The sequence below is a fragment of the Pseudomonas kurunegalensis genome, assembly GCF_030291635.1.
GTDB lineage: Bacteria > Pseudomonadota > Gammaproteobacteria > Pseudomonadales > Pseudomonadaceae > Aquipseudomonas > Aquipseudomonas monteilii.
This window is the reverse complement of the sequence record NZ_CP127871.1, coordinates 708,312-732,861: the sequence shown is the minus strand read 5'-3', so window position 1 is coordinate 732,861 and position 24,550 is coordinate 708,312. Positions and strand designations below refer to the sequence as shown.

General features: G+C 64.3%; 18 protein-coding genes and 1 pseudogene. 12 read left to right on the top strand and 7 right to left on the bottom strand.

Features of this window, described 5'->3' with window-relative positions:
* Positions 1 to 165: 165 nt before the first annotated feature.
* Positions 166 to 1,203: pseudogene (locus QQ992_RS28035) on the top strand (cache domain-containing protein); the annotation flags it as partial.
* A 138-nt stretch (positions 1,204 to 1,341) separates the two neighbouring features.
* A complete protein-coding gene (locus QQ992_RS28030; protein ID WP_371058977.1) occupies positions 1,342 to 2,109 on the top strand; it encodes a methyl-accepting chemotaxis protein in 768 nt (255 codons plus the stop codon).
* A gap of 100 nt (positions 2,110 to 2,209) precedes the next feature.
* Here the strand turns inward: QQ992_RS28030 and QQ992_RS03250 are convergent, their stop codons facing one another.
* Both QQ992_RS03250 and QQ992_RS03245 read right to left on the bottom strand, forming a co-directional pair.
* Positions 2,210 to 2,989, bottom strand: a complete 780-nt coding sequence (locus QQ992_RS03250) for an AraC family transcriptional regulator (protein ID WP_019099766.1) — start codon at positions 2,987 to 2,989, stop codon at positions 2,210 to 2,212.
* A 54-nt stretch (positions 2,990 to 3,043) separates the two neighbouring features.
* The gene (locus tag QQ992_RS03245) at positions 3,044 to 4,324 is read right to left on the bottom strand and encodes an acetyl-CoA C-acetyltransferase (RefSeq protein WP_286112206.1); all 1,281 of its coding nucleotides are present in this window, start codon (positions 4,322 to 4,324) and stop codon (positions 3,044 to 3,046) included.
* Between the two features lie 118 nt (positions 4,325 to 4,442).
* Here QQ992_RS03245 and QQ992_RS03240 point away from each other — a divergent pair, with 118 nt between their 5' ends.
* The 8 genes from QQ992_RS03240 (at position 4,443) to QQ992_RS03205 (ending at position 10,570) form a co-directional block, all read left to right on the top strand.
* Complete coding sequence (locus tag QQ992_RS03240) at positions 4,443 to 5,795, top strand: 3-oxoacyl-ACP reductase (protein WP_286112205.1); 1,353 nt, start codon at positions 4,443 to 4,445, stop codon at positions 5,793 to 5,795.
* A 2-nt stretch (positions 5,796 to 5,797) separates the two neighbouring features.
* Positions 5,798 to 6,649: a MaoC family dehydratase gene (locus QQ992_RS03235; protein ID WP_286112204.1), complete on the top strand. Its 852-nt coding sequence runs from the start codon at positions 5,798 to 5,800 to the stop codon at positions 6,647 to 6,649.
* Between the two features lie 55 nt (positions 6,650 to 6,704).
* On the top strand, positions 6,705 to 7,010 hold the full coding sequence (locus QQ992_RS03230; RefSeq protein WP_009685784.1) for a MazG-like family protein: 306 nt from the start codon (positions 6,705 to 6,707) through the stop codon (positions 7,008 to 7,010).
* Positions 7,007 to 7,756: a methyltransferase gene (locus QQ992_RS03225; protein WP_105948293.1), complete on the top strand. Its 750-nt coding sequence runs from the start codon at positions 7,007 to 7,009 to the stop codon at positions 7,754 to 7,756. Before QQ992_RS03230 ends, QQ992_RS03225 begins: the two co-directional genes overlap by 4 nt.
* Positions 7,757 to 7,777: 21 nt before the next feature.
* Positions 7,778 to 8,413 (top strand): DUF4136 domain-containing protein, encoded by a 636-nt coding sequence (locus tag QQ992_RS03220; protein WP_286112203.1) that lies wholly within the window; start codon positions 7,778 to 7,780, stop codon positions 8,411 to 8,413.
* 19 nt (positions 8,414 to 8,432) lie between these two features.
* Entirely contained in the window at positions 8,433 to 9,002 is a 570-nt protein-coding gene (locus tag QQ992_RS03215; protein WP_105948291.1) for a DUF4136 domain-containing protein, read from the top strand.
* 204 nt (positions 9,003 to 9,206) lie between these two features.
* Entirely contained in the window at positions 9,207 to 9,677 is a 471-nt protein-coding gene (locus tag QQ992_RS03210) for an A24 family peptidase (protein WP_105948290.1), read from the top strand.
* A 119-nt stretch (positions 9,678 to 9,796) separates the two neighbouring features.
* Positions 9,797 to 10,570 carry a response regulator transcription factor gene (locus QQ992_RS03205; protein ID WP_286112202.1) on the top strand — a complete coding sequence of 258 codons (774 nt, stop codon included), beginning with the start codon at positions 9,797 to 9,799 and terminating at the stop codon, positions 10,568 to 10,570.
* 139 nt (positions 10,571 to 10,709) lie between these two features.
* On the opposite strand, the gene QQ992_RS03200 is transcribed toward QQ992_RS03205, so the two are convergent.
* A complete protein-coding gene (locus QQ992_RS03200; protein ID WP_286112201.1) occupies positions 10,710 to 12,365 on the bottom strand; it encodes a ShlB/FhaC/HecB family hemolysin secretion/activation protein in 1,656 nt (551 codons plus the stop codon).
* A 92-nt stretch (positions 12,366 to 12,457) separates the two neighbouring features.
* The gene (gene pbpC, locus QQ992_RS03195) at positions 12,458 to 14,812 is read right to left on the bottom strand and encodes a peptidoglycan glycosyltransferase PbpC (protein WP_286112200.1); all 2,355 of its coding nucleotides are present in this window, start codon (positions 14,810 to 14,812) and stop codon (positions 12,458 to 12,460) included.
* A 77-nt stretch (positions 14,813 to 14,889) separates the two neighbouring features.
* Between pbpC and QQ992_RS03190 the strand changes: the two genes are divergently transcribed.
* Entirely contained in the window at positions 14,890 to 15,183 is a 294-nt protein-coding gene (locus QQ992_RS03190; RefSeq protein WP_016715405.1) for a hypothetical protein, read from the top strand.
* 90 nt (positions 15,184 to 15,273) lie between these two features.
* Here QQ992_RS03190 and QQ992_RS03185 read toward each other — a convergent pair whose 3' ends face one another.
* Complete coding sequence (locus QQ992_RS03185) at positions 15,274 to 20,175, bottom strand: alpha-2-macroglobulin family protein (RefSeq protein ID WP_286112199.1); 4,902 nt, start codon at positions 20,173 to 20,175, stop codon at positions 15,274 to 15,276.
* Between the two features lie 152 nt (positions 20,176 to 20,327).
* Here QQ992_RS03185 and QQ992_RS03180 point away from each other — a divergent pair, with 152 nt between their 5' ends.
* Entirely contained in the window at positions 20,328 to 21,665 is a 1,338-nt protein-coding gene (locus QQ992_RS03180) for an MATE family efflux transporter (RefSeq protein ID WP_286112198.1), read from the top strand.
* A gap of 287 nt (positions 21,666 to 21,952) precedes the next feature.
* Here the strand turns inward: QQ992_RS03180 and speA are convergent, their stop codons facing one another.
* Both speA and QQ992_RS03170 read right to left on the bottom strand, forming a co-directional pair.
* Positions 21,953 to 23,866, bottom strand: a complete 1,914-nt coding sequence (speA, locus tag QQ992_RS03175) for an arginine decarboxylase (RefSeq protein WP_016715402.1) — start codon at positions 23,864 to 23,866, stop codon at positions 21,953 to 21,955.
* A gap of 151 nt (positions 23,867 to 24,017) precedes the next feature.
* Positions 24,018 to 24,389, bottom strand: coding sequence for a translation initiation factor Sui1 (locus QQ992_RS03170; RefSeq protein WP_025754639.1), 372 nt, complete (start codon positions 24,387 to 24,389; stop codon positions 24,018 to 24,020).
* Positions 24,390 to 24,550: the final 161 nt, after the last annotated feature.

The following is a 24,550-nucleotide window of genomic DNA, read 5'->3' as shown; positions in this document are numbered from 1 at the left end:
GGTCACACGCGTTTGGTATGCCAAAAGCGTCCAAACGCGACCGAATAGTCACCAACTACGACTTTATCCAATAAATACGGGCGTTCTGGCTACATAAAACCCGGATGCTGCCGATGTACTGGCTACCTGCCTCGTGTGTCGACAATAAAAATTCCGGGAGCGTCGATGAGCATCAAACAGAAACTGACCTGGGCATTCGCGGTCATCGCCGGCTTGCCCATCGTCCTCGTGGCCACCTTGGTGGTCCTCAACCTGCGTGGCGAAGCCCGCGACGGATTCCTCGACAGCAGCAGCCGGGAAATCCGCCAGGTCAGCAACGCGATGAACATCTTCTTCCAGGGCATCAACCAGAACGTCGAGTACATGGCTTCACAGCCAATGGTTGCTGCCACGGGCAGCGAGCTGAACAAGTACATGAGTGCCTCGCCGTCCTACGAACTGGGCGAGCAGGCCAGCAAGCTCCTTGACTTCATGACCCGCCTGGCCAACTCACACCCTGCATATGCCTACTTGTCCTACGGGGTGAACGACGGTGGCTACACAGGCTGGCCGGCAGGGCAGAAGTTCGTCAATTACGACCCGCGCACTCGCCCCTGGTACCAACTGGCCATGGCCAATCCGGGCAAAACCGTACGTACCGGCGCCTACTACTGGGCTGCAGACGACGCGGTACTGGTCAGCACCGTGCGCGCCGTGGCCAACCAGCTGGGCAACCCCGGTGGCGTGGTCAACATCGACGTGTCGCTCAAGGGCCTGACCGAGATCGTCAAGCAGATCAAGCTGGGCGAAAGCGGCTACCTGATGCTGGTGGAAAGCAACGGCAACGTGATGGTCGACCCACGCGACGCCGGGCACAACTTCAAGCAACTGGCGAGCTTTGGCGGTGGTTATGCCGAGCTGGCCAAGGCGGGCAAAGGCCTGGTCGAAGTCGAGCTCAATGGCGTGCGCTACATGGCCAACGTCTACCCCGACGAGCAACTGGGCTGGACCTTCATCGGCCTGATCGAACAAGGTGAAGTGATGCAGACCACTACCCGGCTGACCTGGCTGATTGGCGCCATCGCCGTGGTGCTGGCCGCGCTGTTCGCCGTGGTCGGTGCGGCCTTCGCCAAGCTGATCGTGCGCCCGATCAACAGCGTTACCAACGGCCTGGAAGACATTGCCCAAGGTGAAGGTGACCTGACCCGTAACCTGGAAATCCGTGGCCGCGACGAAACCGCGCAACTGGCCAGCTGGTTCAACCAGTTCCTGGGCGCCATCCGCAGCCTGATCCAGCACATTGGCGCTGCCGCCGGTAAAATCCTCAGCACCTCCAGCAGCTCGACCCGCGTCTCCAGCGACATGGCCGAGGCCGCAGGCCGCCAGCGCGAAGCCGTGGACATGGTTTCCACCGCGTTCCACGAAATGGTCGCCACCGCCAACGAAGTGGCGCGCTCCTGCAGCCAGGCAGCGCAGTCGGCCGACAGCGGTCAGCAGCAGGCCCGCGAAGGCCAGCAGCAGATCGATGCAGCGGTACACAGCGTTGACCGCCTGAGCCAGGAAATCGAGCAGTCGGCGCAGTCGATCCAGCAACTGGAGCGAGACAGCAATGCCATCCAGTCGATCCTCGGCACCATCCGCTCGATCGCCGAGCAGACCAACCTGCTAGCCCTCAACGCCGCCATCGAAGCCGCCCGCGCCGGTGAGCAAGGCCGTGGCTTTGCCGTGGTGGCCGATGAAGTACGGGCCCTGGCCAAGCGCACTGCCGACTCCACTGCCGAAATCGATGGCCTGCTGGGCAACCTGGCCAACCGCACTGCCGAAGTGGCCGCGCAGATGCATGCCAGCCTGGAGGTATCGCAGCAATCGGTGAGCCGCATTGGCCTGGCACGCGACAGCTTCGGGCAAATCCGGGAATCGGTGGATGTGATCCGCGACATGAACACGCAGATCGCCACCGCCGCCGAGGAACAGCACCAGGTGGCCGAGGACATCAACCGGCACATCAGCCAGATTCACGGTGATGCCCAGCTGGTGGCGGAACTGGCCCAGGCGGCGCGGGTGGACTCCGAGAGCCTGGCCGGGTTGTCCAATGAGCTGGATGCGCTGGTGCGCAGGTTCCGCACCTGAGTTCTCCTGACCCGGCCTCATCGCGGGCAAGCCCGCTCCTACAGGCAGCGCGGTACCTGTAGGAGCGGGCTTGCCCGCGATGAGGCCGGGTCAGGCAACACTAGAGTTTGAGCTCTCCGGGCGTCGCCCCAAACAGCTGCTTGAACGCCGCAATGTAAGCCGAAGTCGAGTCATACCCACACCCCAGCGCCGCCTCGGTCACATTCTCCCCCGCCTCCAGCAATGCCAGCGACGACAACAGCCGCATGCGCTGCCGCCAGTTGCGAAAGCTCAACCCGGTCTCCCGCTGGAACAGCCGCATCAGCGTCTTCTCCGAGCAACCCAGCTCCCGCGCCCACTGCTGCAATGTCTGCGGCTGGTCCGGTGCAGCAATCAAACCGTTGCACAGCGCCAGCAACCCAGGGTGCCGTGGCAACGGCAGCGAAAACCCGACCTCGGGCAACGTGCGCAACTGGTCGAGCAGCACCGCCACCAGGCGTGCTTCGGCGCTGTCATCTTCGGGGTAATCCGCCGGGAACAGGCAAAACTGCTTGATCAGCTCGCGTGCCAGCGGGGTTACTTCCAGCACCCGGCATTGCTCCGGTGCCCACGGGCAGGCATCACGCCGTACATACAGGCTGCGCATTTCGGCCTGCATCGAGGTCACTACTTCGTGCTCGGCATCAGCAGGAATCCACACCCCCCACTGGGGCGGCGCGAAGTAACTGCCGTCGCGGGTGTACACGCCAAGTACGCCGCTGATGGCGTAGGAAAACTGCACCCAGTCGTGCTGGTGGCGGGTGGTCCAGGAGCCGGCGCCGAGGCTTTCGGCACGGGCATAGAGGGGCCTGGGCAGGTGGTCCAGCGCCGGGATGGCGCGGGGGTGTCCGATGATCGGCATGGCGGCTTCTTGTAGTTCTGATGGGACAAGCCTAACAGCTGACGCAAGAGCACGTCAGGTGCGCTCGACAATCACCGTCACCCCCTGCCCACCTGCCGCACAAATCGATATCAACCCCCGCCCCTTCCCTGCCGTGGCCAACAGCTTGGCCAGGTTGGCCAATATGCGCCCTCCGGTGGCCGCAAACGGGTGCCCCGCTGCCAGCGAACTGCCTTTTACATTGAGCTTGCTGCGGTCAATCGCCCCAAGCGGCGCCTCCAGCCCCAACCGCTCACGGCAATAATCGGCATCTTCCCAGGCCTTGAGCGTACACAGCACCTGGGCAGCGAAGGCTTCGTGGATTTCGTAGTAGTCAAAGTCTTGCAAGGTCAGGCCATTGCGCGCCAGCAAGCGTGGCACGGCATACACCGGCGCCATCAAGAGCCCTTCGCGACCGGTCACAAAATCCACCGCAGCGGTTTCGCCATCCACCAGATAAGCCAGCACCTCCAGCCCCTGCTGCGCGGCCCATTCCTCGCTGCCCAGCAACACCATAGAGGCGCCGTCCGTCAGCGGTGTGGCATTACCGGCCGTCAGCGTGCCCTGCCCGCTGCGGTCAAAGGCGGGTTGCAGCTTGGCCAACTGCTCAAGGGTCAGGTCGGGGCGCAGGTTATTGTCGCGGGTCAACGTAAGAAACGGCGTCAGCAAATCATCCTGCCAACCCTCGGCATACGCGGCAGCCAGCTTCTGGTGGCTGAGCAGCGCCAACGCGTCCTGTTCAGCGCGGCCAATGCGCCAGGCCTGGGCCATACGCTCGCAATGCTCGCCCATCGACAGCCCGGTGCGTGGTTCGCCATTGCGTGGTAGTTCGGGTTTCAGGTGGTGAGGCCTTAGCTTGAGAAAGGGCTTGAGCCGCTCGCTCAGGCTTTTTCCACGGTTGGCTTGCAGGAGGATGTGGCGCAGGCCTTCGTTGACGGCAATCGGTGCGTCGGAGGTGGTATCCACGCCGCCGGCGATACCACTGTCGATCTGCCCCAGGGCTATCTTGTTGGCCACCAGCAACGCCGCTTCTAGCCCGGTGCCGCACGCTTGCTGGAGGTCATAGGCCGGGGTCTGCGGTGAAAGGCGCGAACCCAGCACACATTCGCGGGTCAGGTTCATGTCGCGCGAGTGCTTGAGCACCGCGCCAGCCACTACCTCCCCCAGCCGCAGCCCATGCAGGCGATAGCGTTCGATCAATCCTTCAAGGGCAGCAGTGAGCATCGCCTGGTTGCTGGCCGTGGCGTAAGCGCCGTTGGAGCGGGCGAAGGGAATTCGGTTGCCGCCCAGGATCGCGACCCGGCGAGGTGAACGCATGCGCTTTTTCCTCCTGAAACAATTTGATCCGTACAGCCTAGGTGTTTTTACCGTGGGCGAACGACCTTGCCACAAAGTTGGTCCACACTTTCAAGCTTGCCTTTGCGGAGACCCAGTCATGAGCGATCGCTACCTCGGCTTTGCCAACTCCAACCTCGGCCGCCGCCTCGTGGATGCCCTTGGCCTGCCACGTCCGGCCCCGCTGGAGCGCTGGCAGGCCGGCCGCCTACGCCCGGTGGAAGGGGCGCTGGTGCTGGGCGGCGGGCCAATGGCGAAACAGGTCGAAGCCATCGCCCCACGCCTGACTGACGAGGTTTACAGCTTCAATGCCGACGATTTGCAGGCTGAAGCCTGGGTGGCCGGCCTGGGGCCGAAAATCAAGGCCGTGGTATTCGATGCCCGTCATCTGTCCGACAGCGATGCCTTGAAGCAGTTGCGCGAATTTTTCCAGCCCCTGCTGCGTAGCCTGGCGCCTTGCGCGCATATCGTGGTGCTGGGGCGCGCACCGGAAAGCCTCGACAACCTGTTGGCCAGCGTTGCCCAACGGGCACTTGAAGGCTTCAGCCGTTCGCTGGCCAAGGAGCTGCGCAACGGCGCGACTGCCCAGCTGCTGTATGTCGCCCCCGGTGCCGATGACCAGCTGGAAGGCGCCCTGCGCTTTTTCCTCTCGCCCAAGAGCGCCTTCATCTCTGGCCAGGTGCTGCGCCTGGAAGCCTGTATCAGCCAGGTGGAGGACTGGACCCGCCCACTGGCCGGCCGTCGTGCCCTGGTCACTGGTGCAGCGCGCGGCATCGGCGCTGCCATTGCCGAAACCCTGGCACGGGACGGCGCCGACGTGCTGCTGCTGGATGTACCACAGGCCAGCCAGGACCTCGACGCCCTCGCTGCACGCCTGGGTGGCAAGGCGCTGGCGCTGGACATCTGCACCAGAGACGCGGCAACGCAACTGCTGGCAGCCTTGCCCGACGGCATCGACATCGTGGTGCACAACGCCGGCATCACGCGTGACAAGACCTTGGCCAACATGACCCCGGACTACTGGGACGCGGTGCTGGCCGTCAACCTCAAGGCCCCACAGGTGCTGACCCAGGCGCTGTATGACAGTGGCGCGCTGGGGGCAAACGCACGTATCACCCTGCTGGCCTCGGTCAGCGGCATTGCCGGCAACCGTGGGCAAGCCAACTACGCCGCCAGCAAGGCCGGGCTGATCGGTCTGGCCCAGGCCTGGGCGCCCCGGCTCGCCGAACGTGGCAGCAGCATCAATGCCGTGGCGCCCGGCTTTATCGAAACCCACATGACCGCAGCCATGCCCATGGGCCTGCGCGAGGCCGGCCGGCGCCTGAGCTCGTTGGGCCAGGGCGGGCGCCCGCAGGACGTCGCCGAAGCCATTGCCTGGCTCAGCCAACCGGGCTCCGGGGCAGTCAACGGCCAGGTGCTGCGGGTGTGCGGCCAGGCATTGATGGGGGCCTGAGCATGAGCCGACACTGGCATGACCTGCACAGCCCGGCTTCGCGCGCCAGCCTGTACCTGCGCGCAGCCAGCAAGCGCACCATCAGCGGCGACCACCTGCCGGACGATGGCCTACGCTGCTTCATCCCGGTTCAGCCGGGCAACCTGAGCGCCTACCGGAAGCTCTGCCACTTTCCCGACGATGGCCGCCTGCCGGCGACGTATCCACATGTCATGGCGTTCAACCTGCAGTTGCAGTTGATGACCGCTCCAGACTTCCCCTTCCCACTGCTCGGCCTGGTGCATCTGTACAACCGCATCGAAGTGCTGCGCCCGCTTGGCGGTATCGAAGGGCTGCGCTTCGCGGTGTATGCGCACAACCTGCAACCGCATGCAAAGGGCGGCACCTTCGAGCTGGTCACCGAGGCCGAAGACGGCATTGGCCTGCTCTGGCGTGAGACCAGCCGCATGCTGGTACGTGGGTTGAAGCTAGAAGGCGAGGCAAGCGCGCTTGCCGACGTTGAGCCTGATGCGTTGCCCGAGGCCACCCGCTGGTACGCCGACAGTGACATCGGCCGGCGGTATGCCAAGGTCTGCGGGGACTACAACCCTATCCACCTCAGTGCGGTAAGTGCCCGGTTGTTCGGCTTTCCTACAGCCATTGCCCATGGCATGTGGAGCAAGGCCATGGCCCTGGCGGCATTGCGTGGGCACCTGCCACACAGTGGATATGCCTTTGAGGTGGACTTCCGCAAACCGGTAAGGTTGCCGTCGGAGGTGGTGCTCAGTGCCAGTGAGGCGGGCCCTGCAGGTCAGCTACGGCTGGATGGGCATGGGGAGGTACTGCATATGGTCGGGCGGTGGGATCGGGTGTAGGCCACTTGCTTTGCATCGGGCCTGGGCAGAAGCTATGCAGCATTAGGAGACCCCGATGAATCTGCAAGAACTCACCCAACGCCTGCATCAGATCCGCGACAACAACGACTGGCGCGGCTTCCACAGCCCGAAAAACCTGGCCATGGCCGCCAGCGTCGAAATGGCCGAGCTGGTAGAAATTTTCCAGTGGCTGAGCGAAGACGAATCGCGCCAGCTGCCTGCCGACAAACTGGCCCATGCCGGCCAGGAGGTCGGTGATGTGGTGCTCTATCTGTTGCTGCTGTGCAGCGAGCTGGGCCTGGACATGGACCAGGTGGTGCGGGCCAAGCTGGCCGACAGCGAAAGGCGCTTCGCCCGATGAATGACCGTCACTTCGATGAGCTGGCCACTCGCTTTGCCGAGAAGATCTACGGCGGTGCCAAGGGTGCGATCCGCCTGGCCGTGCTGCAAGCCGACCTGGCCGAGGCACTGCCCGATCGGCCGCTGCGCATTCTGGACATCGGTGCCGGGCTGGGCCACATGGCCTTGTGGCTGGCCCAGCGTGGTCATCACCTGACCCTGGCCGAGCCTGCCGCCCCCATGCTCGATGGGGCCCGTGCGCGCTTTGCCGAGGCAGGCCAGACTGCCACGTTCATCCAGGCCCCCTGGCAAGATCTGCTCGGCCAGCTCACCGAACCTTACGACCTGGTGCTGTGCCATGCCGTGCTCGAATGGCTGGCAGAGCCGGAAAGCATCCTGCCCGTGCTGCACCAGCTCACAGCCCCTTCCGGGTGGCTGTCACTGGCCTTCTACAACCGCGACGCGCTGGTCTATCGCAACCTGCTCAAGGGCCATTTCCGCAAGTTGCGCAGCAACCGGCTGGAAGGTGAAAAGCAGAGCCTGACCCCACAGAAACCGCTTGATCCACGCGAGCTCAAGGCGCAACTTGATCCTATGTGGCAAGTTGAAAGCGAAAGCGGTGTGCGGGTGTTCCACGACTACATGCCCAAGGAGTTCCAGGGCAAGGCCGAGCTGCTCGACCTGCTGGAAATGGAACTGGCCCACCGCCGCCACCCCGCCTTCGCCGGGCTTGGTCGCTACCTGCACTGGGTGTGCCGCCCCCGCTAACCCACCCTGCCGGAGGAATTCATGCCGTACCGTCTGTTGTGCCTGGCCCTGCTGCCATTCGCCCTGGCTGGCTGCCAGGGCAGCAACCCGTATGTGGCCAGCAGCCGCCCGCTGCCTCCGGCCCCCGCCCAGGCGGCCACCACCTTCGACGCCAGTGCGTACCCGGCACCTGCCCGCGATTACGGGCACTACCGCAGCTGGAGCTGGCGCAACGGCCAGTTGCCCAGTGGCTCGGCCAATGCCGACCCGGCGCAACTGGCCGATGCTGTCAGCGGGGCACTCGACCAGCATGGCCTGCGCCCCGCCCGAGGTGCCACCGGCGATCTGCTGGTAAGCGCCGACATGCGCCTGGAAAAACGCTTGCGCCAGGTGCGTGACTACGACACCTACGACCCGTACTACGGCCCCTACCCCTACGGTGGCGTGGGCTATGGTGGCTATCGCCATGGCTACGGGGGTTATGCCAGCGTGCCCATCGTGCGCACCTACGAAGTGGAGGTGATGGTAGTGCGCATCGACCTGTACGACGCCCACAGCGGTCAGCCGGTATGGAGCGCCAGCGCCGAAAGCGGCAGCGACAAGGACTCGCCGCGTGAACGCGAAAGCGCCCTGCGCGACTCTGTGCACAAGGCGCTCAGCGGCTATCCTCCCAGTTAATCGCTAACGGAGAACCATCATGTTGCGCCGTCTCGTTCTACTGTCATTCGTGTTACTGCTTGCAGCCTGCTCCAGCAACAACGTCCAGCAGGATTTCGATGCCAGCCGTGACTTTGCCGCCTACCGAAGCTGGGCATGGCAGGAACCGGGCCTGCAGTACCGCCCGGACGACCCCCGCATCAAGAGCGACCTTACCGAGCAGCGCATCCGCCAGGCGGTGGCCGACCAGCTCGACCAGCGTGGGCTGCGCCCCGTCCAGGGTGGAGCACGGCCTGACCTGACGGTCCGCACCTACCTGATCGTCGAGCAGCGCCAGCAGCAGATCACCACCAACTATGGCGGTGGCTGGGGTGGCTATTGGGGCGGTTACTGGGGTGGCCCGATGTACAACGAAACCCGCAGTGTCGACTACAAGGTCGCGACCATTCAGGTGGACATGTTCGACGGGCGTGACGGCAAGCTGGTGTGGCGCGGCAGTGCCGAGCAAATCATGAACAACTACCCGCCAAGCCCGGAAGAACGCAACAGCGCCATCCACAACACCGTGGCCAAGGTACTGGGTAACTACCCGCCGGGCAGCAAGAAATAAGCCTCAGCCTGTAAGGGTGGGAGCGCCTTTTCGCGACACAAGGCCGCTCCCACACTTGAACGGTGTCAAGAACGACAAAATCCATTTCGACCACGCCTTTTTCCCCTTCCCGACCACTTGTCCGCAGGTTCCCGTCTATCTTCACTTAAGGAAACCTGACTGACCGGGTAGAAGTGTTCAACTTTTGGGAAAGGCGACCTGCCAATGCAAAGCATTGTTCTCCTGCTGTGGCTTGCCTTGTGCTCCGAACAGGATGTGCGTCAACGCCAGATCTCCAACCTGCTGACCCTGGGCGTGGCAACGGGCGCTCTGGTCTGGCTGTTCGCCACCGGCCGCAGCTGGATCGGCGCCGAGGCCACCGATGCCGGCTGGGCGCTGGCCATCGTCATGCTGCTGACCTTGCCTGGCTATATGCTCGGCCGCTTCGGTGCCGACGACGTCAAGCTGATGGGCGCACTGGCCCTCGCCACCAGCCCGCAATACGTGCTCGGCACCTTCATCGGCGCCGGCGTCAGTGTGCTGGTATGGCTGCTCACCCGCCGGCGCCTGTGGACCCTGCTCAACCCGAAAGTGAAGAAGCGCTTGCAAACCCTGACTGAAGAAATGGGCGACAAACAGGCCTTCGTACCCTATGTGCTAGCAGGTTTTCTTCTAACGGCGGTATGGATCCAATAAGCCAACCTATGGTCCGATACCTTGTACATGCCTTGTACAAAATCGCAACGTAGGGCTATTTTTAAGCTGCCAGAGCGTCTGGCCCGGGAGCAGGGCCGCATACGAACAGGGAGTTGATCGTGTCCAGACCTTTCAGTGATGTGAAGATTTTAGTGGTCGATGACCAGCCAGTCATCGTCGAACAGCTGTGTGAGTTTCTTGAAACCCAGGGTTACCACTGCCTGCCGGCCCATTCCACCGACGAAGCCCTCGAGCGCTACCTGGCCGACGAGGCCATTGGCCTGATCATCTGCGACCTGCACATGCCGGACCGAGATGGTATCGAACTGGTTCGCGCGCTCAAGGAAATCGCCGGGCAGCGCATGTTCGAAGCCATCATGCTGACTGGGCGCGCGGATAAACAGGATGTGATCCGTGCCCTGCGTGAAGGCTTTGCCGATTACTACCAGAAGCCCATGGACCTCGATGAACTGCTCGAAGGCGTGCGCCGCCAGGAAGAGGCCCTGCAAGAGCGCCAGCGCAACGTCCGCGCCTTGGGCGGGTTGAACCAGCGGTTGCAGGATCTGGCCGACTCGGTGGACGAATTGTACCAGGACCTGGAAAAGGCCCGCGGCCAAGGCACCCACCGACGCGCCAGCGATGCGGAAGACAGTGAGAGCGAGCTACCGGCGGCGTTCGAAAAGCTGTCGCCACGCCAGCTGGAAGTGGCGCGACTGGTGAGCAAGGGCAAGACCAACTACCAGATTGCCTGTGAGCTGGGCATTACCGAAAACACGGTGAAGCTGTATGTGTCGCAGGTACTGCGCCTGACCCACATGCACAACCGCACCCAGCTGGCACTGGCGCTGACGCCCAGTTCGTCACCGGTTCACCAGCGGTTTACTACCCATTGAAGGGGTGGTTTCGATATTTTGGGGCTGCTCTGCAGCCCATCGCGACACAAGGCCGCTCCTACAGGGGACCGCGCAAGGCCGGGGACGTGATCTCTTGTAGGAGCGGCCTTGTGTCGCGAAAGGGGCGCAAAGCGCCCCCCTACAGTTGAAGGCCAACACTCAAGGTCAAGCGGGGGGCACGGTCCAGACTGTCCAAGGCCACATCCGCCAGCGGTTTTGCCACCTCCAACGCAACATTGAAAAGCCGCCCATCCCCCAACCGTACTCCAAGCGCTGCCGACGCCAGATGTGCATCCTCCACCGATCCCCGGTTATGCCAGGTCTGCGCCGCATCCACTGCCAAATAGGGCTGTACCAGCGCCAACCTGCTACCCCGCATGCTGTAGCTCACCTCGTAAGCCACACCCCACCCCTTGTCTCCGTCGGCCTGATCACGGGGATAGCCACCCCCGAAGCTCTGCCCACCAAACCCCACCCGTTCGCTATCGGGCAGCCGGTCATCACTCCAGTACAACGCGCCGGACACTACACCCCGCCAACTCGCTGACAGCGGGTCACTTTGTAACCCCGACAACCTGAACCGCAAAAAGTCCATGTCGTAGTCGGCATCGCTGCGGGCGCCCAGGTAGTCGAGGCCTTGGTAGACCCCGGCACTGACAATGCGCAGGCGACTACCTTCCACTTTGCGCCAGTCGCCCTCGAATGACAGCGCGCGCACAGAAGTGTCGTAGTCCCGTGACGAAGACTGCCGCTCTTCGACATGTTCGCTGACCGCATACAAGTGCCCCTGCACGGCCAGCCATTCATTCGGCCTGACAATCACAGGTTGGCGCAGGCCTATCGCATAGCGTTGGCTGTCGCGCTCACGGGTGATGTCGTGGCCATCGTCCAGGCGGATTCGCGTGCCCGGCTCACTGCGGTAGCGCGAAGCCGACAACAACAGTTGGCTGCCGGCCTCGTCCAGGTACTGGTTGTAATCCAGCCGTTGGTAATGCACCTGGTCATCGCCCGGGGGCAGTAGCAGGCTGGCCTGGAACTGTTCGGCAAAGCGGGTCTGGGCATTGCTGGTGGCCGTCAGCAGCGCCTGTACATCATCGCGACTGGCGTCTGCCAACGTAACAGCGGCGCTGAACGGCTTGTGCCACGCATGTACGGTCAAAAGGGCCGCACCGTCACCGGTTCGGGCCATCGCCAGCTCAGCCTCTATCGACACGCCGGGCAGGCGCCCTGCCAGCCCCAGGTAGCGCTCTAGCGTTTCGCGGGTCAGCGGGCGCTCAACCTCAAGGCGTGCCAATAGCTGCCGGAGATAGTCGCTGGCCGGGCCGATATCACCGTCGACGTGGTAATCGCGGATGTAACCCTCGACCAGCACCACATTCACCCGGCCTTCGGCCACATCCTGCGGTGGCAGGTAGGCATAGGAAAGCAGGTAACCCTCCTGCCGATAGCGCTGGGTTAGCTGCTGGGTGTACTGCTGCAACTCGCCCAACGTGGTCTGGCGCCCGACCAGCGGCTGGTAGTGCTCGCGCAGATCACTCAAGGGGAACACCGTGCCACCCTCGAAGCGCACTCTATGCACAACGACGGGCGTGTCCGCAGGTGCCCAGTCAAGTCTTTCGCCAACCGGCCCGGCCAACCTCAGGTTGGGGCTGATGGGACGGTAGGCCTCTATCGGCAGGTTGGCAGCAGGCAGGCGCCGTTCGTATTCATGGCTGTCGAGAAAACCCGGCAACGGTTCTGCGTGGGCAGCAAGCGCCCAAGGCAACAACAGCAGGGGCACGGCCAGAGGACGCATAGGGCGCTCCATGTTCCCTTGGTTTGCGGGGCGCCAGCCGGTCACACCCGTTATCTGCAAGCGTAGGTGCTGGCCCGAATGCCGTCGAACGCCTACTCGCTGACCTGGAACGCCACCCGCGCCGTCTCGCCGCTTTCATCCAGCGCGCTGAGCTCGGCCTGTCCGGCCTGCGGCAAGCGAACCAGCAGGCTGTCCTGCCCCTGGGTTTCGCCCAAGGGCTGGCCATTGAGGAACCACCAGCGCCGCCCGCCGCCACCCAAGGCCGATACATAGAGTTGCAACGGCTCGCTGCTGGTGGCCGGGCGGCGCAGGTTGTCGCCGGGGCGCACGCCGACGATCGACAGCGGCGGTGCGCTGGCCGGCACCTGCGGCGGGCAGGCCGGGTCGATGGCCGGCAGGCGCGCCGCGCGCCGCTCGACACGGAGTAGCCAGGGCTCCAGCGGGGCCGGCCACAACGCGATATCGCGGGCCTTGGCGCTTGGGCAGCTACCATCCACGCGCAGCCCCTGCTCGTTGACCCACACGCGCTCACGCAGGCCCAGGCCCAGCGGCTGATCGGCAGCTTGCAGGGTTGGCGGCGTGGTGCCATCCAGGGTCCAGGCAAAACGCTGACGCCGGCAGTTGGCGTCCTGTTTGCTCATCGGCTGGCCCAGCGGCCAACAGATCGCCGCCACCCCGATATTCGCCGGCACCCGCTCCACCGGCACGCTGATGCCGCGCTGGCTGTCGCGGTTGCTCAACAGGTCATGCACCTGCAGCATCAGTGGCGCCGCCGAGGCCAGCCCGAACTGGCCGGGTACCGGTGTGCCGTCCGGGCGGCCGATCCACACGCCGATCAGGTAGCGCGGGCCCACGCCAATCGACCAGGCATCGCGAAAGCCATAGCTGGTGCCTGTTTTCCAGGCCAGTTGCGGGCGCTGCACCAGCTCGGCATGCGGGTCGCGGTCGGGGCGTGCCTGGCCACTGAGAATGCGCCGGATGATCCACGCCGCCCCCGGCGACAGCAGACGCCGCTCTACCAGCGGGTCCTGCGGTTGCAAGCGCACCCTCGCGCTGTTGCCACCGCGCGCGAAGGCTGCGTAACCACCCACCAAATCTTCCAGCCGGCTACCGGCACCACCGAGGATCAACGACAGGTTGGGCTCGGCCAGCGGCGGTAGTATCAGCGGCATACCCGCCATTCGCAGTTGCGCGGCAAAGCGTTTCGGGCCGTAGGCCTCCAGTAATTGCACTGCCGGCAAGTTGAGCGACAGGGCCAGCGCCGAACTGGCCGACACCGGCCCGCTGAAGCCCATGGAGAAGTTGCCGGGCCGGTAGTCGCCATAGCGGCGTGGCACGTCCTGCAGCAGCGATTCGGAATGGATCAGGCCATCATCCAGCGCCATGCCGTACAGGAACGGCTTGAGCGTAGAACCGGGTGAACGTAGCGAACGCACCATGTCGACATGCCCGAAGCGGCGCTCATCGGCCAGATCGATCGAGCCCAGGTAGGCACGCACCGCCATGGTCTGCGCCTCGACTACCAGGATGGCTGCCGAGGTGCGCTCCGGCAGGCGCGCACGCCAGCCCAACAGCAGGTCCTCCAGGCGCCGCTGCAGTGCCGCATCGAGGGTGGTGCGGATCAGCGGTGGGCTGTCGGCACTGTTCAGCCGGCGAGCCAGCAAGGGCGCCAAGGCGGGCTCCTGACGTGGCGCCAGCACCAGCGGCTCCTCGGCTGCCTCGCGGATCTGCTGCGCAGGCCATACCTGGTATTCGGCCAGGCGCTGCAGCACCTTGTCGCGGGCACGCTGGGCACGCGCAGGGTGGCGGTCCGGCCGCAGCCGGCTGGGCGCCTGTGGCAGTACTGCCAGCAGCGCTGCTTCGGCCGGGGTCAGGTGCATGGGTGATTTGCCCAGGTACGCCCAGCTGGCTGCGGCAACGCCCTGCAAGGTGCCGCCAAAGGGTGCGCGGTCAAGGTAGATCTGCAGGATTTCGCGCTTGGACAGATGCCACTCCAGCTGCGCCGTACGCCACAGTTGGCGCAGTTTACCGGCCAGGGTACGGTCATGCGGGTCGAGCAGCCGTGCCACCTGCATCGACAGCGTGCTGCCGCCCGACACCACGCGTCCGCCGCGCAGGTTCAGCCAGGCGGCTCGGGCCAGGGCCAGCGGGTTGACCCCTGGATGGCGGTAGAACCAACGGTCCTCGTAAGTCAGCAAGGCCTGCAGGTACAACGGAGAGACTTCGTCAGGGCTGACCGGGTAGCGCCAGACACCCTCGGCATCGGCAAAGCGCCACAACGGTGTGCCGTCTTCGGCCACCACCACCCGGGCCAGGTCGTCGCCCGGCATGGGCAGCGGCCAGATGCGGTCAGCCAGCCACACCAGGCCACACAGCACGAGCAAGCCGATTACCGTGGCACGCAACCACTTGCCCGCACGCGTGCATGGCCGCGCTAAGCTTGGCATCGGGAACCGACCTGGCCAGGTGATGGCCAAAGGCTTGGGAACGGCAACCTCGCCGAATCGTTCATCAGGAAACAACTATGCATGTAGAAGGTTTTTTCGAGTGGCTGGGCCAGGCACTGGGGTCGTTGATCCGCTTCATCGTCGACGCATTGAGCGGGCTGTTCAACCTGCTGGCCAATGCTGGCGGCAATTTCATCGACGGCCTGGCGCGCACACTGGGCATGGACACCTCGCTGCTCAGCATCCTGGCCCTGATCGTCGGCCTGATGCTGCTGTACTCGGCCATCCGCGCGTTCATGCGCGCCTCGATCATCCTCGGGATCATCTGGCTGGTGCTGGGGTTGTGGGTGATGAGCTGGGTGATTCACTGAGCAGCTGCAAGCTACAAGCTGCAAGCTGCAAGCTGCAAGAAGGCATGTGTATGCCACTCGGCTTGTAGCTTGTAGCTTGTAGCTCCCAAATTACCGGGCTTTTACGGTCATCTCCCCTTGCCCATCTCCCACGGCCTGCAGGTTCGGCCGGTACATCGACTCAACCTGCGGCGGCGGCACGCGGTAGGTGCCCGGGGTCACCGCCCGCGCCAGGTACAACAGGTGGGTGGTGCCGTAGCCGTCGAGCTTGAGCGCAGCAACATAACGGTCATCACGGTACTCCTGGTGCACCACACTGGCGTTCTGCATCGACTCGCGCCATTCCTTCACCGCGGTACTGGCGTTGTCCAGGCTGGCAGCACTCTGCGCCAGGTTCTGGTTTTCCAGCTCCAGGCCTGCAGGCAGCAAGTCCACCACCAAGGCATCCGGCACTCGGTCGTCGGCCTTGAGCGCCAGGTGCACCAGCACCAGGTCGCCGCTGCGCAGGTTATGCAGGTCCAATGGCTGGCCATTCATGCCCAGGTACTCACGGCGAATCTGCATACCATTGCCACCGGCCGCAGGCGCCTGACGGGGGTAACCGGACAAGGTCAGCTGCTGGTACAGCGTCTCGCTGCCTTCGTTCTGCACGCTCAGCGGCGAAGCCAGCAACGGGCCTTCCAGCTTCATACCGGCTTCGGCATTGTTGAACTCGCGCACCTCGCCAGCGCTGTCCAGGCGGGCCTGCCACTTGCCTTCCGGCTTGCCCAACAGGCCTCGGCCGGCAAGGAACAGTGCATTGCGCTCCTGGGTCGACAACCAGCGGTTGGCCGCCAGTTCGTCCGACAAGGCGAACAGCCGCTGGTCGACCTGGCTGCTGGCCAGATTGCTCTCCTGCAACAAGGCCAGGATCAACGCCTGATCACGCAGTGCGCTGCCGTAGTCCGCCATCCAGCCTTTGCCACGGCTGATGCCCAGGCCCGCCTGCAAAGCCTGCTCGGCTCGCGGCTTGTCGCCCATCTTGTCCAGTGCCACTGCCAGTTGTACCAGCGGCAGGCCGGAACGCGCATCGGCACGGCGCTCGAACAGGCCACGCAAGGCCCCCAACGGCGCCTGCTGACTGCGCGACAGCACCAGCGCTGCATAGGCCTGCACGGCGAAGCGGGTGTGGTCGGCGTTTTCGCTGTAGTCCACTTCGATCAGGTTGCGCTCTTGCAGGTAGCGCAGCAGGCGCTCGCTGGCCTTCTTCAGCGCCTCGGCCGGCACGCCGTAACCCTGGTCACGGGCACGCAGCAGGAAGTCGGTGACGTAGGCAGTCAGCCAGTACTCTTCTTCGCTGTCCGAACTCCACAGGCCAAAGCTGCCGTTGTAGCGCTGCATGCCCAACAGGTGCTCGATGCCCATCTCGATCTTGCGCTTGCGCACGTCCGCCGGCTCGCCCTTGATGCCCAGGCGCTTGAGGCTCTCGGCATCGGCGTACAACGACGGGTAAAGGCCGCTGGTGGTCTGCTCAAGGCAACCGTAGGGGTAGGCTTCCAGAGCGCGAATCTGCTCGGCCAGGTTCAGCGGCGGCCGGCTCGACAAGGCCAGGCTGGCTTCCAGGCCGGCAGGCTCGAAGGCCGCCAGGTCTGCTTCGGGCAGTGTCCATGGCTGGTCTTTCAGGGCCACGCGGTAGTGCTTGAGCATCGCCGGGTAGGCCGGACGCACGCCCAACGTCCACTCCCGTTCGAACGCGGTGGTCGGCTCGTTTGGTAGTTGCAGGCCTGTGACCCGCACATGCACCTTGCCTTGCCCCAGGCCGCCCTGGGCCTGCACCGGGATCATCAGTGTCGAACGCTGGCCTTCGGCCAGGGCAACGCTTTGCACAGCGTTGGCCGCCAGGTTCAGTTGCCCTTCGGTGGTGATTTCAACGTTCAGCTGCTGAGCGCGGCCCGACAGGTTGGCCAAATCCAGCGCCAGACTGGTGCGGTCGCCTCCGGCCAGGAAGCGCGGCGCCGACAGTTCGGCAATCAGCGGTGCGGCAACCACGGTCTTGCCTTCGGCCATGCCGAAGTGTTCTTCGGTCCAGGCCTGGGCCATCAGCCGCAGCTCACCGTTGAAGTCAGGGATATCGACCGTGGCCTCGCCCTCACCCTTGTCATCCAGAGTCACCGGCAGGCTCTGCCGGGCGACGATGGTCACCGTGGTATTGGGGCGCTTGCCCCCTTTGGCCATGGCCGCGTCACCACCGAACGCCAGGCTGGCCAGGCGGCCCTGCCCGGCTTCGATCAGCTGGCCGTAGATGTCCAGTTGGTCGGCACCGTAGGCCTTGCGACCGAACAGGCTGGCGAACGGGTCGGGGGTTTTGAAGTCGGTGATGTTGAGGATGCCCACGTCCACCGCCGACAGCAGCACATGCACCTGCTTGGGCACGCTGCCATCTGCATTGGCGGCCTTTACCTTCACGGTCAGCGGCTGTTTCGGGCGCATTTTCTCCGGTGCCTGCAGGCTCACCGCCAACTTGCGCTCGGCGCGGTCCAGCGGCAGGTGCAGTACACCCACCGAACGCTTGGGCGTGGCGTTGGCCTTGCGCTCACCCGGGCGGATCACCAGCGCGCTGATGTACAGGTCGTGGCGGGCCCAGGCTTTGTCCAGTTGCACATCGAACGTCTTGCCCTCGGCGGGCACGTCGATTTCCTGCCACCACAGCGGGCCATCGCTGGACTCGATCATCAGGTAGCCGCTACCTGCGGCAGGCGGGGTGACGGTGACCTTGGCCGTGGCACCGTCGGCGTAGGACGGTTTGTCCAGCGCCAGCTTGACCTGGTCGGGGCGTACGGCACCGCCTTCGGCGTTGTCCTGGGCGCGGTAGCCGGCCCAGAAGCGTTCGCTGGATACCAAGCCAGTTTGCGGGTCTTCCACCTCGACGCGGTAAGGGCCCCATTCAACCTGGAAGCTCAGCTTGGCAGTGGAGCCGGCCTTGACGCTGACCGTCTCTTCGCTCTGAGTGAGGAATTTTTCGTTGTAGGCGTAGCTCCAGCCGTCGCTCTGCGAGTAGTTCCAGTAGTAGTCGCGCCGCTCACGAATCAGCCGCACCTTGAGGTCATCGGCCGCCAGCTTGTTGCCATCGCGGTCGGCCACCAGGAACTCGAATTCCACCGGCCCGTCACTGTCGGTTTCCTCGCCATCGAACAGGCCACGCAGGCCCGGCAAGCGCTCGGCTGGCCAGATCGGCTGCTCCAGGCGCCGGGTGATCGGACGGCCACCCGACTCCTGCAAGCTGGCTTGCATGGTCAGTTGCAGCGGCGAGCGGGCTTCGGCCCAGCGGCTTTCGATATCGACCACCGCCTTGCCCGCCTGGTCGAGGGTGACTTCGTCCAGTTCCAGATCCTGGTTCAGCTCGGTTTCGGTGACCGAGCCGAACTGGTAGCCCGGCAGAGCGGGCACCGCCTCGCGCAGGGGGCGCACATAGGCCTGGCCACTCAGGCGATTACCGGCAGCCGGGGCGCCATAGAGGTAACGGCCATTGACCTGGATGCGCGCATCCTCATCCGGCGACAGTGGCGTGCTGCTGCCCTTCAGCTCCAGCGCCAGGCGCTCAGGCAGGAAGTCTTCGACGAGGAACTCATACACCTGCTTGCGCCCGCCGCCCAGGTCGAGCAGCAACTGCCAGCGCCCGGTCGGGGCTTCGGTGGCCAGTTGCAGCTGGTATTGGTACAAGCCATTACTGTCGGCTTCCCAGACGAACTTGCGGCTGACCTGCTCATCCGGGCGGCGCACTTCCACGCTGACGGGTTGGGCTTTGACGGGTTTGCCGTCCTGGTCGCGCAGCAGGCCGTTGAGCAGCACGGTTTCGCCTGGGCGATACAAATCACGCGGGCCGAAGATGAAAAACTGCAGCGGGTTGGCCTGGGGGCCGGTGATGTCGAATTCGGCCAGGTCCAGCGCGGCGGTGTTCAGGCGCAGCAGGGTGGTGTGCACACCTTGGGTGGCGATCAGGGTATCGGCCTTGGGGGTGATCGGCAGCTGGGCGTGGCCTTTGCCATCGGTGCTGGCCTGGGCCAGCAACTTGCCCTTCTCGTCATGGATTTCGAGATTGACGCCGCTCAACGCCTTGCCGCCTTCCAGCGCCTGCGCGAACACGTCCAGGCGGTCGCGGTAACGGTGTGCCGACACGCCGATGTCGCTGAGGGTGAACAAAGTCGCCGGCTGCGAGTAGTCATAGGTGCCCGAGGCGCGCATCACTGCCAGGTACACGCCCGGGTCCTGCAGTGGCTTGATGCCGGCGATAGGCAGCAGCACGGTTTCGCGGGTGTTACGGGCAGGGTTGAGGTCGAAGCGGCCGCTGTAGACCAGCTCGGCCATGTCCAGGGTTTCCTTGGACTGGTAGTAGTACAGGCTGCTGTTGCGCCCCCAGCTCGCCAGGAATGTCGAGAGCATTTCCGGCTTCACCCGGAAGAACTCGACATCGACCTTGTCGACGTTGAGGGCAATCACCGGCAGCCCTTCGGCCAGGCGTGTGGGCAGCAGCGAACCACGACTGGCAAAGCCGATGGTCGGCTGCATGTCGCGGGTTTCCAGCTGGGTGATCGACTCGCTGTCCAGTTGCTTGCCGTTGACCGCGAGCAGGCCCTTATCCACGGTCAGCACCAGCTTGCGCTGTGGTTCCAGGTGGCGCAGGCGCAGTTCCATCTGGTTGTCAGAGAGTTCCCAGGCGCCGTCGAGCTTGCCTTTGACGGTGTCGACCAGGTGCACCTTGGTGGCAAAGTCCTGCTTGGCATCCAGCGGTGCGGAGAAGCTGATCGACAGCGTGGCCGCACCATCGAGCTGCACTTCGGATACGTCCAGCACTGTGAGTTCGCGGCCCTCGTAGCGCTTGGCGAGCACGGCCGGGTCCTCGCGCTTGGGCGCGGGGGCTTCAGCGGGCGTGGTGGCAACGGGTTTCTCGGCCGGCGCCGGTTTGTCCGGCGTGGAAGAGTCACAGGCACTGAGCAAAGCCAGCGCGCAGGCCAGCAACAATCCTTTGTTGAACATGGAGTAGGAACTCTTTGGCAGCGTGTACGTGAGGGCAGCAACTATAGCGCAAGGTCGGGGGCAGCACCCGGCGTTGCGCGCCAGGTGAGACCATCGTCGCGCTAAATGGTTGCCTGGTCGTTACACTGTGGCCATTTGACCCAGGCCCCCGAATGACCTCACTAACCACCGACTGGCGCCACCGCCCCACCCACCGCAAGGTCTGGGCGCTGGCCGCGCCGATGATACTGTCCAACATCTCCGTGCCGCTGGTTGCTCTGGTCGACAGCACAGTCATCGGCCACCTTCCCCACGCCCACCAGTTGGGCGCCGTGGCTGTGGGCGCCACGCTGTTCACCTTCATGGTCGGCCTGATGGGCTTCCTGCGCATGGGCTCCACCGGCTTCGCAGCCCAGGCCGCCGGCCGTGGTGACGGCGCGGCATTGCGCCAGGTGCTGGTGCAAGGGTTGCTACTGGCAGTCGGTTTTGCTCTGCTGATCGGCTTGCTGGCCGTGCCGTTCAGCCAGCTTGCACTTCATGCGATGCAACCCAGCGCAGCCCTTCAGCAATCCACCGAAGACTTCTTCCACACCCGACTGCTGGGCCTGCCTGCGGCACTGGCCAGCTACGCGCTGGTCGGCTGGTTCCTCGGCACCCAGAACGCCCGGGCACCGCTGGCCATCCTGCTGACCACCAACCTGCTGAACATCATCCTGAACCTGTGGTTCGTCCTGGGGCTGGACTGGGGGGTGCTGGGTTCGGCGCGGGCGTCGGTGATCGCCGAGTGGAGTGCCGCCCTGCTCGGCCTGGCCCTGACCCGTCCGGCCCTGCGGGCCTACCCGGGGCACATCGCGTGGGCAGCGCTCAAACGCTGGCAGGCCTGGCGACCGCTGCTGTCGGTCAACCGCGACATCTTCCTGCGCAGCCTGGCGCTGCAACTGGTGTTCCTGCTGATTACCGTACAAGGCGCACGCCTGGGCGAGGCCACCGTGGCGGCCAACGCCCTGCTGCTCAACGGCCTGCTGTTGACCGCCTATGCACTCGACGGCCTGGCGCATGCGGTCGAAGCCTTGTGCGGCCACGCCATCGGCGCCCGCGACCGGGATACCCTGCGCCGCTCGCTGGTTGTCGCGTGTGGCTGGTCGCTGATTACCAGCCTGGGATTTGCCGCACTGTTCTTGCTGGGTGGGCACCTGTTCATCGATTTGCAGACCGACATCGACAGTGTGCGGGCGGCGGCTTATCCGTACCTGCCGTACCTGGCGCTACTACCGTTGATTGCGGTGTGGAGTTATTTGCTGGACGGTTTGTTCATCGGCGCGACCCGGGCGCGGGAGATGCGTAATGCGATGTTGGTGTCAGTAGCGATTGCACTGCCGGTGGCGGTAGGCATGAGCGGATTCGGCAACCATGGGTTGTGGTTGGCGTTTCTCGGGTTCATGGGGTTGCGGGCGGTGACGCTGGGGTGGGTGGGGTGGCGACTGCAGCAGAGCGGTGAGTGGATTCGGTGATGCTGAAAGTGTATGCCGTGGGTGTTGCAGCGCCTTTGAGATCGAGCGCCGCCCGCGCGGCGCATCGCGAGCAAGCTCGCTCCTACATCTGTTTCGGGCCAGTAACGCCTGCACCAACGCGCGCGACCGCCTTGTTTGTACGGCGCGATATCGAGCCATGCACTAGAGCGTTCGCGCGCAAACCCTCAGGAAAAATTGGCCCGAAACAAATGTAGGAGCGAGCTTGCTCGCGATGCGCCGCGCGGGCGGCGCTCGATCTCGCAGGCGCTACAACACTCAAAACATACTCAGGACGACAAGTACGAAGACCGGGTCAGCCCAAGACGCAACGCATCCAGGAACTGCGTCCGCTCCCGCGCAGTGATCTTGGCACTGGCCACCTTGTCGCGGTAGTGGGTCATCAACTCCTCCGGCGACAGGTGCACGTAACGCAGCATGTCCTCGATGGTGTCGTGGGTTTCAATACCGGCGTGATACACGCTGCCGTCGGCATTCTGGTAGATGTTCACCGAGTCGGTATCACCGAACAGGTTGTGCATGTCTCCCAGGATTTCCTGGTAGGCACCCACCAGGAACACGCCCAGCAGGTAGTCCTCGCCCTCTTTCACCGCATGCACCGGCATGCTGGTCTCGATGCTCTGCTCGTCGACGTACTGGTTGATCTTGCCGTCGGAGTCGCAGGTCAGGTCCTGCAGCACCGCGCGACGCATCGGCTCTTCGTCCAGGCGGTGCAGCGGGATGATCGGCAGCACCTGGCCGATGGCCCAAGTGTCCGGCAGGCTCTGGAACACCGAGAAGTTGCAGATGTACTTGTCGGCGAGCTTGTCGTTCAGCTCGTCCAGTACCTGGCGGTGCGAGCGCTGGCGGGCCTTGAGCGAGTTGTGCAGGCGGCGGCACACGGCAAAGTAGCACTGCTCGGCCAGCGCTTTCTCGCCCAGGGTGATCTTGCCATCGGCATACTGCGCCGCCACGTCACCCATGTAGTGGGTGGCGCGCCAGTATGTCTCGGTCACCATCTCGATGTCGGTCGGGCCCAGCAGGTCGACCAGCCACTGCACGGTCTCGGGCAGGGCTTCCTTGTTCTCGATGGTCGGCACGTCGTCGTTGTGTTTCTCGACGTCGGTGACCTGAATCACCAACATGGCGTGATGCGCAGTCAACGAACGGCCACTCTCGGAGAAGATGTGCGGGTGCGGCAGGCCCTGCGCGTCGCAGAACTCCTTGAGCATGCCCACTACCACGCCGGCATAGTCGTCCATGTCGTAGTTGATGGAGCTGGCATTGCGCGAGTGGGTACCGTCGTAGTCCACGCCCAGGCCACCGCCCACGTCGATGTGGTCAACCGGCAGGCCCAGCGCACGCAGCTCGCCGTAGTAACGGATGGCTTCCTTGAAGCCGTGCTGGTAGTCGGCCAGGTTGGCGATCTGCGAGCCCATGTGGAAGTGCAGCAGGCGGATGCCCTGGTCCAGGCCCGCATCGCGGAAGCGCTGTACCACGGAGAGCAACTGGGCGGCAGACAAACCGAACTTGGACTTTTCACCACCGGTGTCGGCCCACTTGCTCGAAGCCAGCGACGACAGGCGCACGCGCAGGCCGACCTGGGGTTTCACCTTGAGCTCGGCGGCTTCTTCGATCACCAGAGCCACTTCCGACTCTTTCTCGATGACGATGAACACGTTGTGGCCCAGCTTCTGGCCCATCAGTGCCAAGCGGATGAACTCGCGGTCCTTGTAGCCGTTGCAGACGATGGTGCCGCCCTTTGGCGCCAGCGCCAGCACGGCCAGCAGCTCGGGCTTGGAGCCGGCTTCCAGGCCAATCGACACGTTCTGCGTGGCGATGATGTTTTCCACCACGGCTTCTTGCTGGTTGACCTTGATCGGGTACAGCGCGGTGTACTTGCTCTGGTATTCCAGGCGCGCGATGTTGGCGTCGAACGCGCCGGTCAGCTGGCGAACGCGGTCCTGCAGAATGTCGGGGAAGCGTACCAACAGTGGCAGCGACAGGCCGCTCTGGCGCAGTTCGTCGACCTGCTCGAACAGGTCGATCGGCGCGCTCTTGGGACCGTTGGGGCGCACTTCGACGCGCCCGGCTTCATTGATGGCGAAATAACCAGCGCCCCAATGGCGGATGCCATAAACACTGCGGCTGTCGGCCACGGTCCATTGGCTACCATCGTCTTTGCGTGTGCGTCGTACGGACATTCAAGTCCCCTATAGATAAGTCGAAGACACTGCCCCGCAGGCAGCGGAGCGAGTGTAAAAGCTGAAAATGACGATTCATCCGTGCTCAGGCATAGACCTTGACCACGGGAACGAGTTTAGAAAGCGCTGGGCAAAAAATCGCGCGATGGCCTCAGCCGCCGGACTTTTTCGCCTTGAAACCCTGTTTGGTCAGCTCGCCGATCAACAGCTCGACATGGTCGCCCTGGATCTCGATCACCCCGTCCTTCAGGGCGCCACCGGTACCACAGCGGCGCTTGAGCGTGGTCGCCAGCTCCTTGAGCTGGTCGAGCGGCAGCGGCACGCCGGTGACGGTGGTCACGGTCTTGCCGCCACGGCCTTTGCTCTCACGGCGCACACGGGCAATGCCGTCGCCTTCGGGGATGATTTGTTGCTTGCAGATGCAGGCGTCCACCGGCTGGCCACAGTCGGGGCAGTGTCGACCGGCATCGGTGGAGTACACGAGACCGCCAAGGGCGGAAAAGGAAGAAGCTTTCTTGGCCACTTTTGTTCCTCTGTGCTGAGGACAAAAACTGGTCGTGCCTTGGGGTAGAGGCCGACCGCGAAGCCCCACTCTGGCAGGGGCGGCGCTACTGCCGCAAGATCCTGCGACAGCCCGAAAAGGGCGCGCAGTTTAACGATAAATGGGGCGGTTGCTAAGTACTG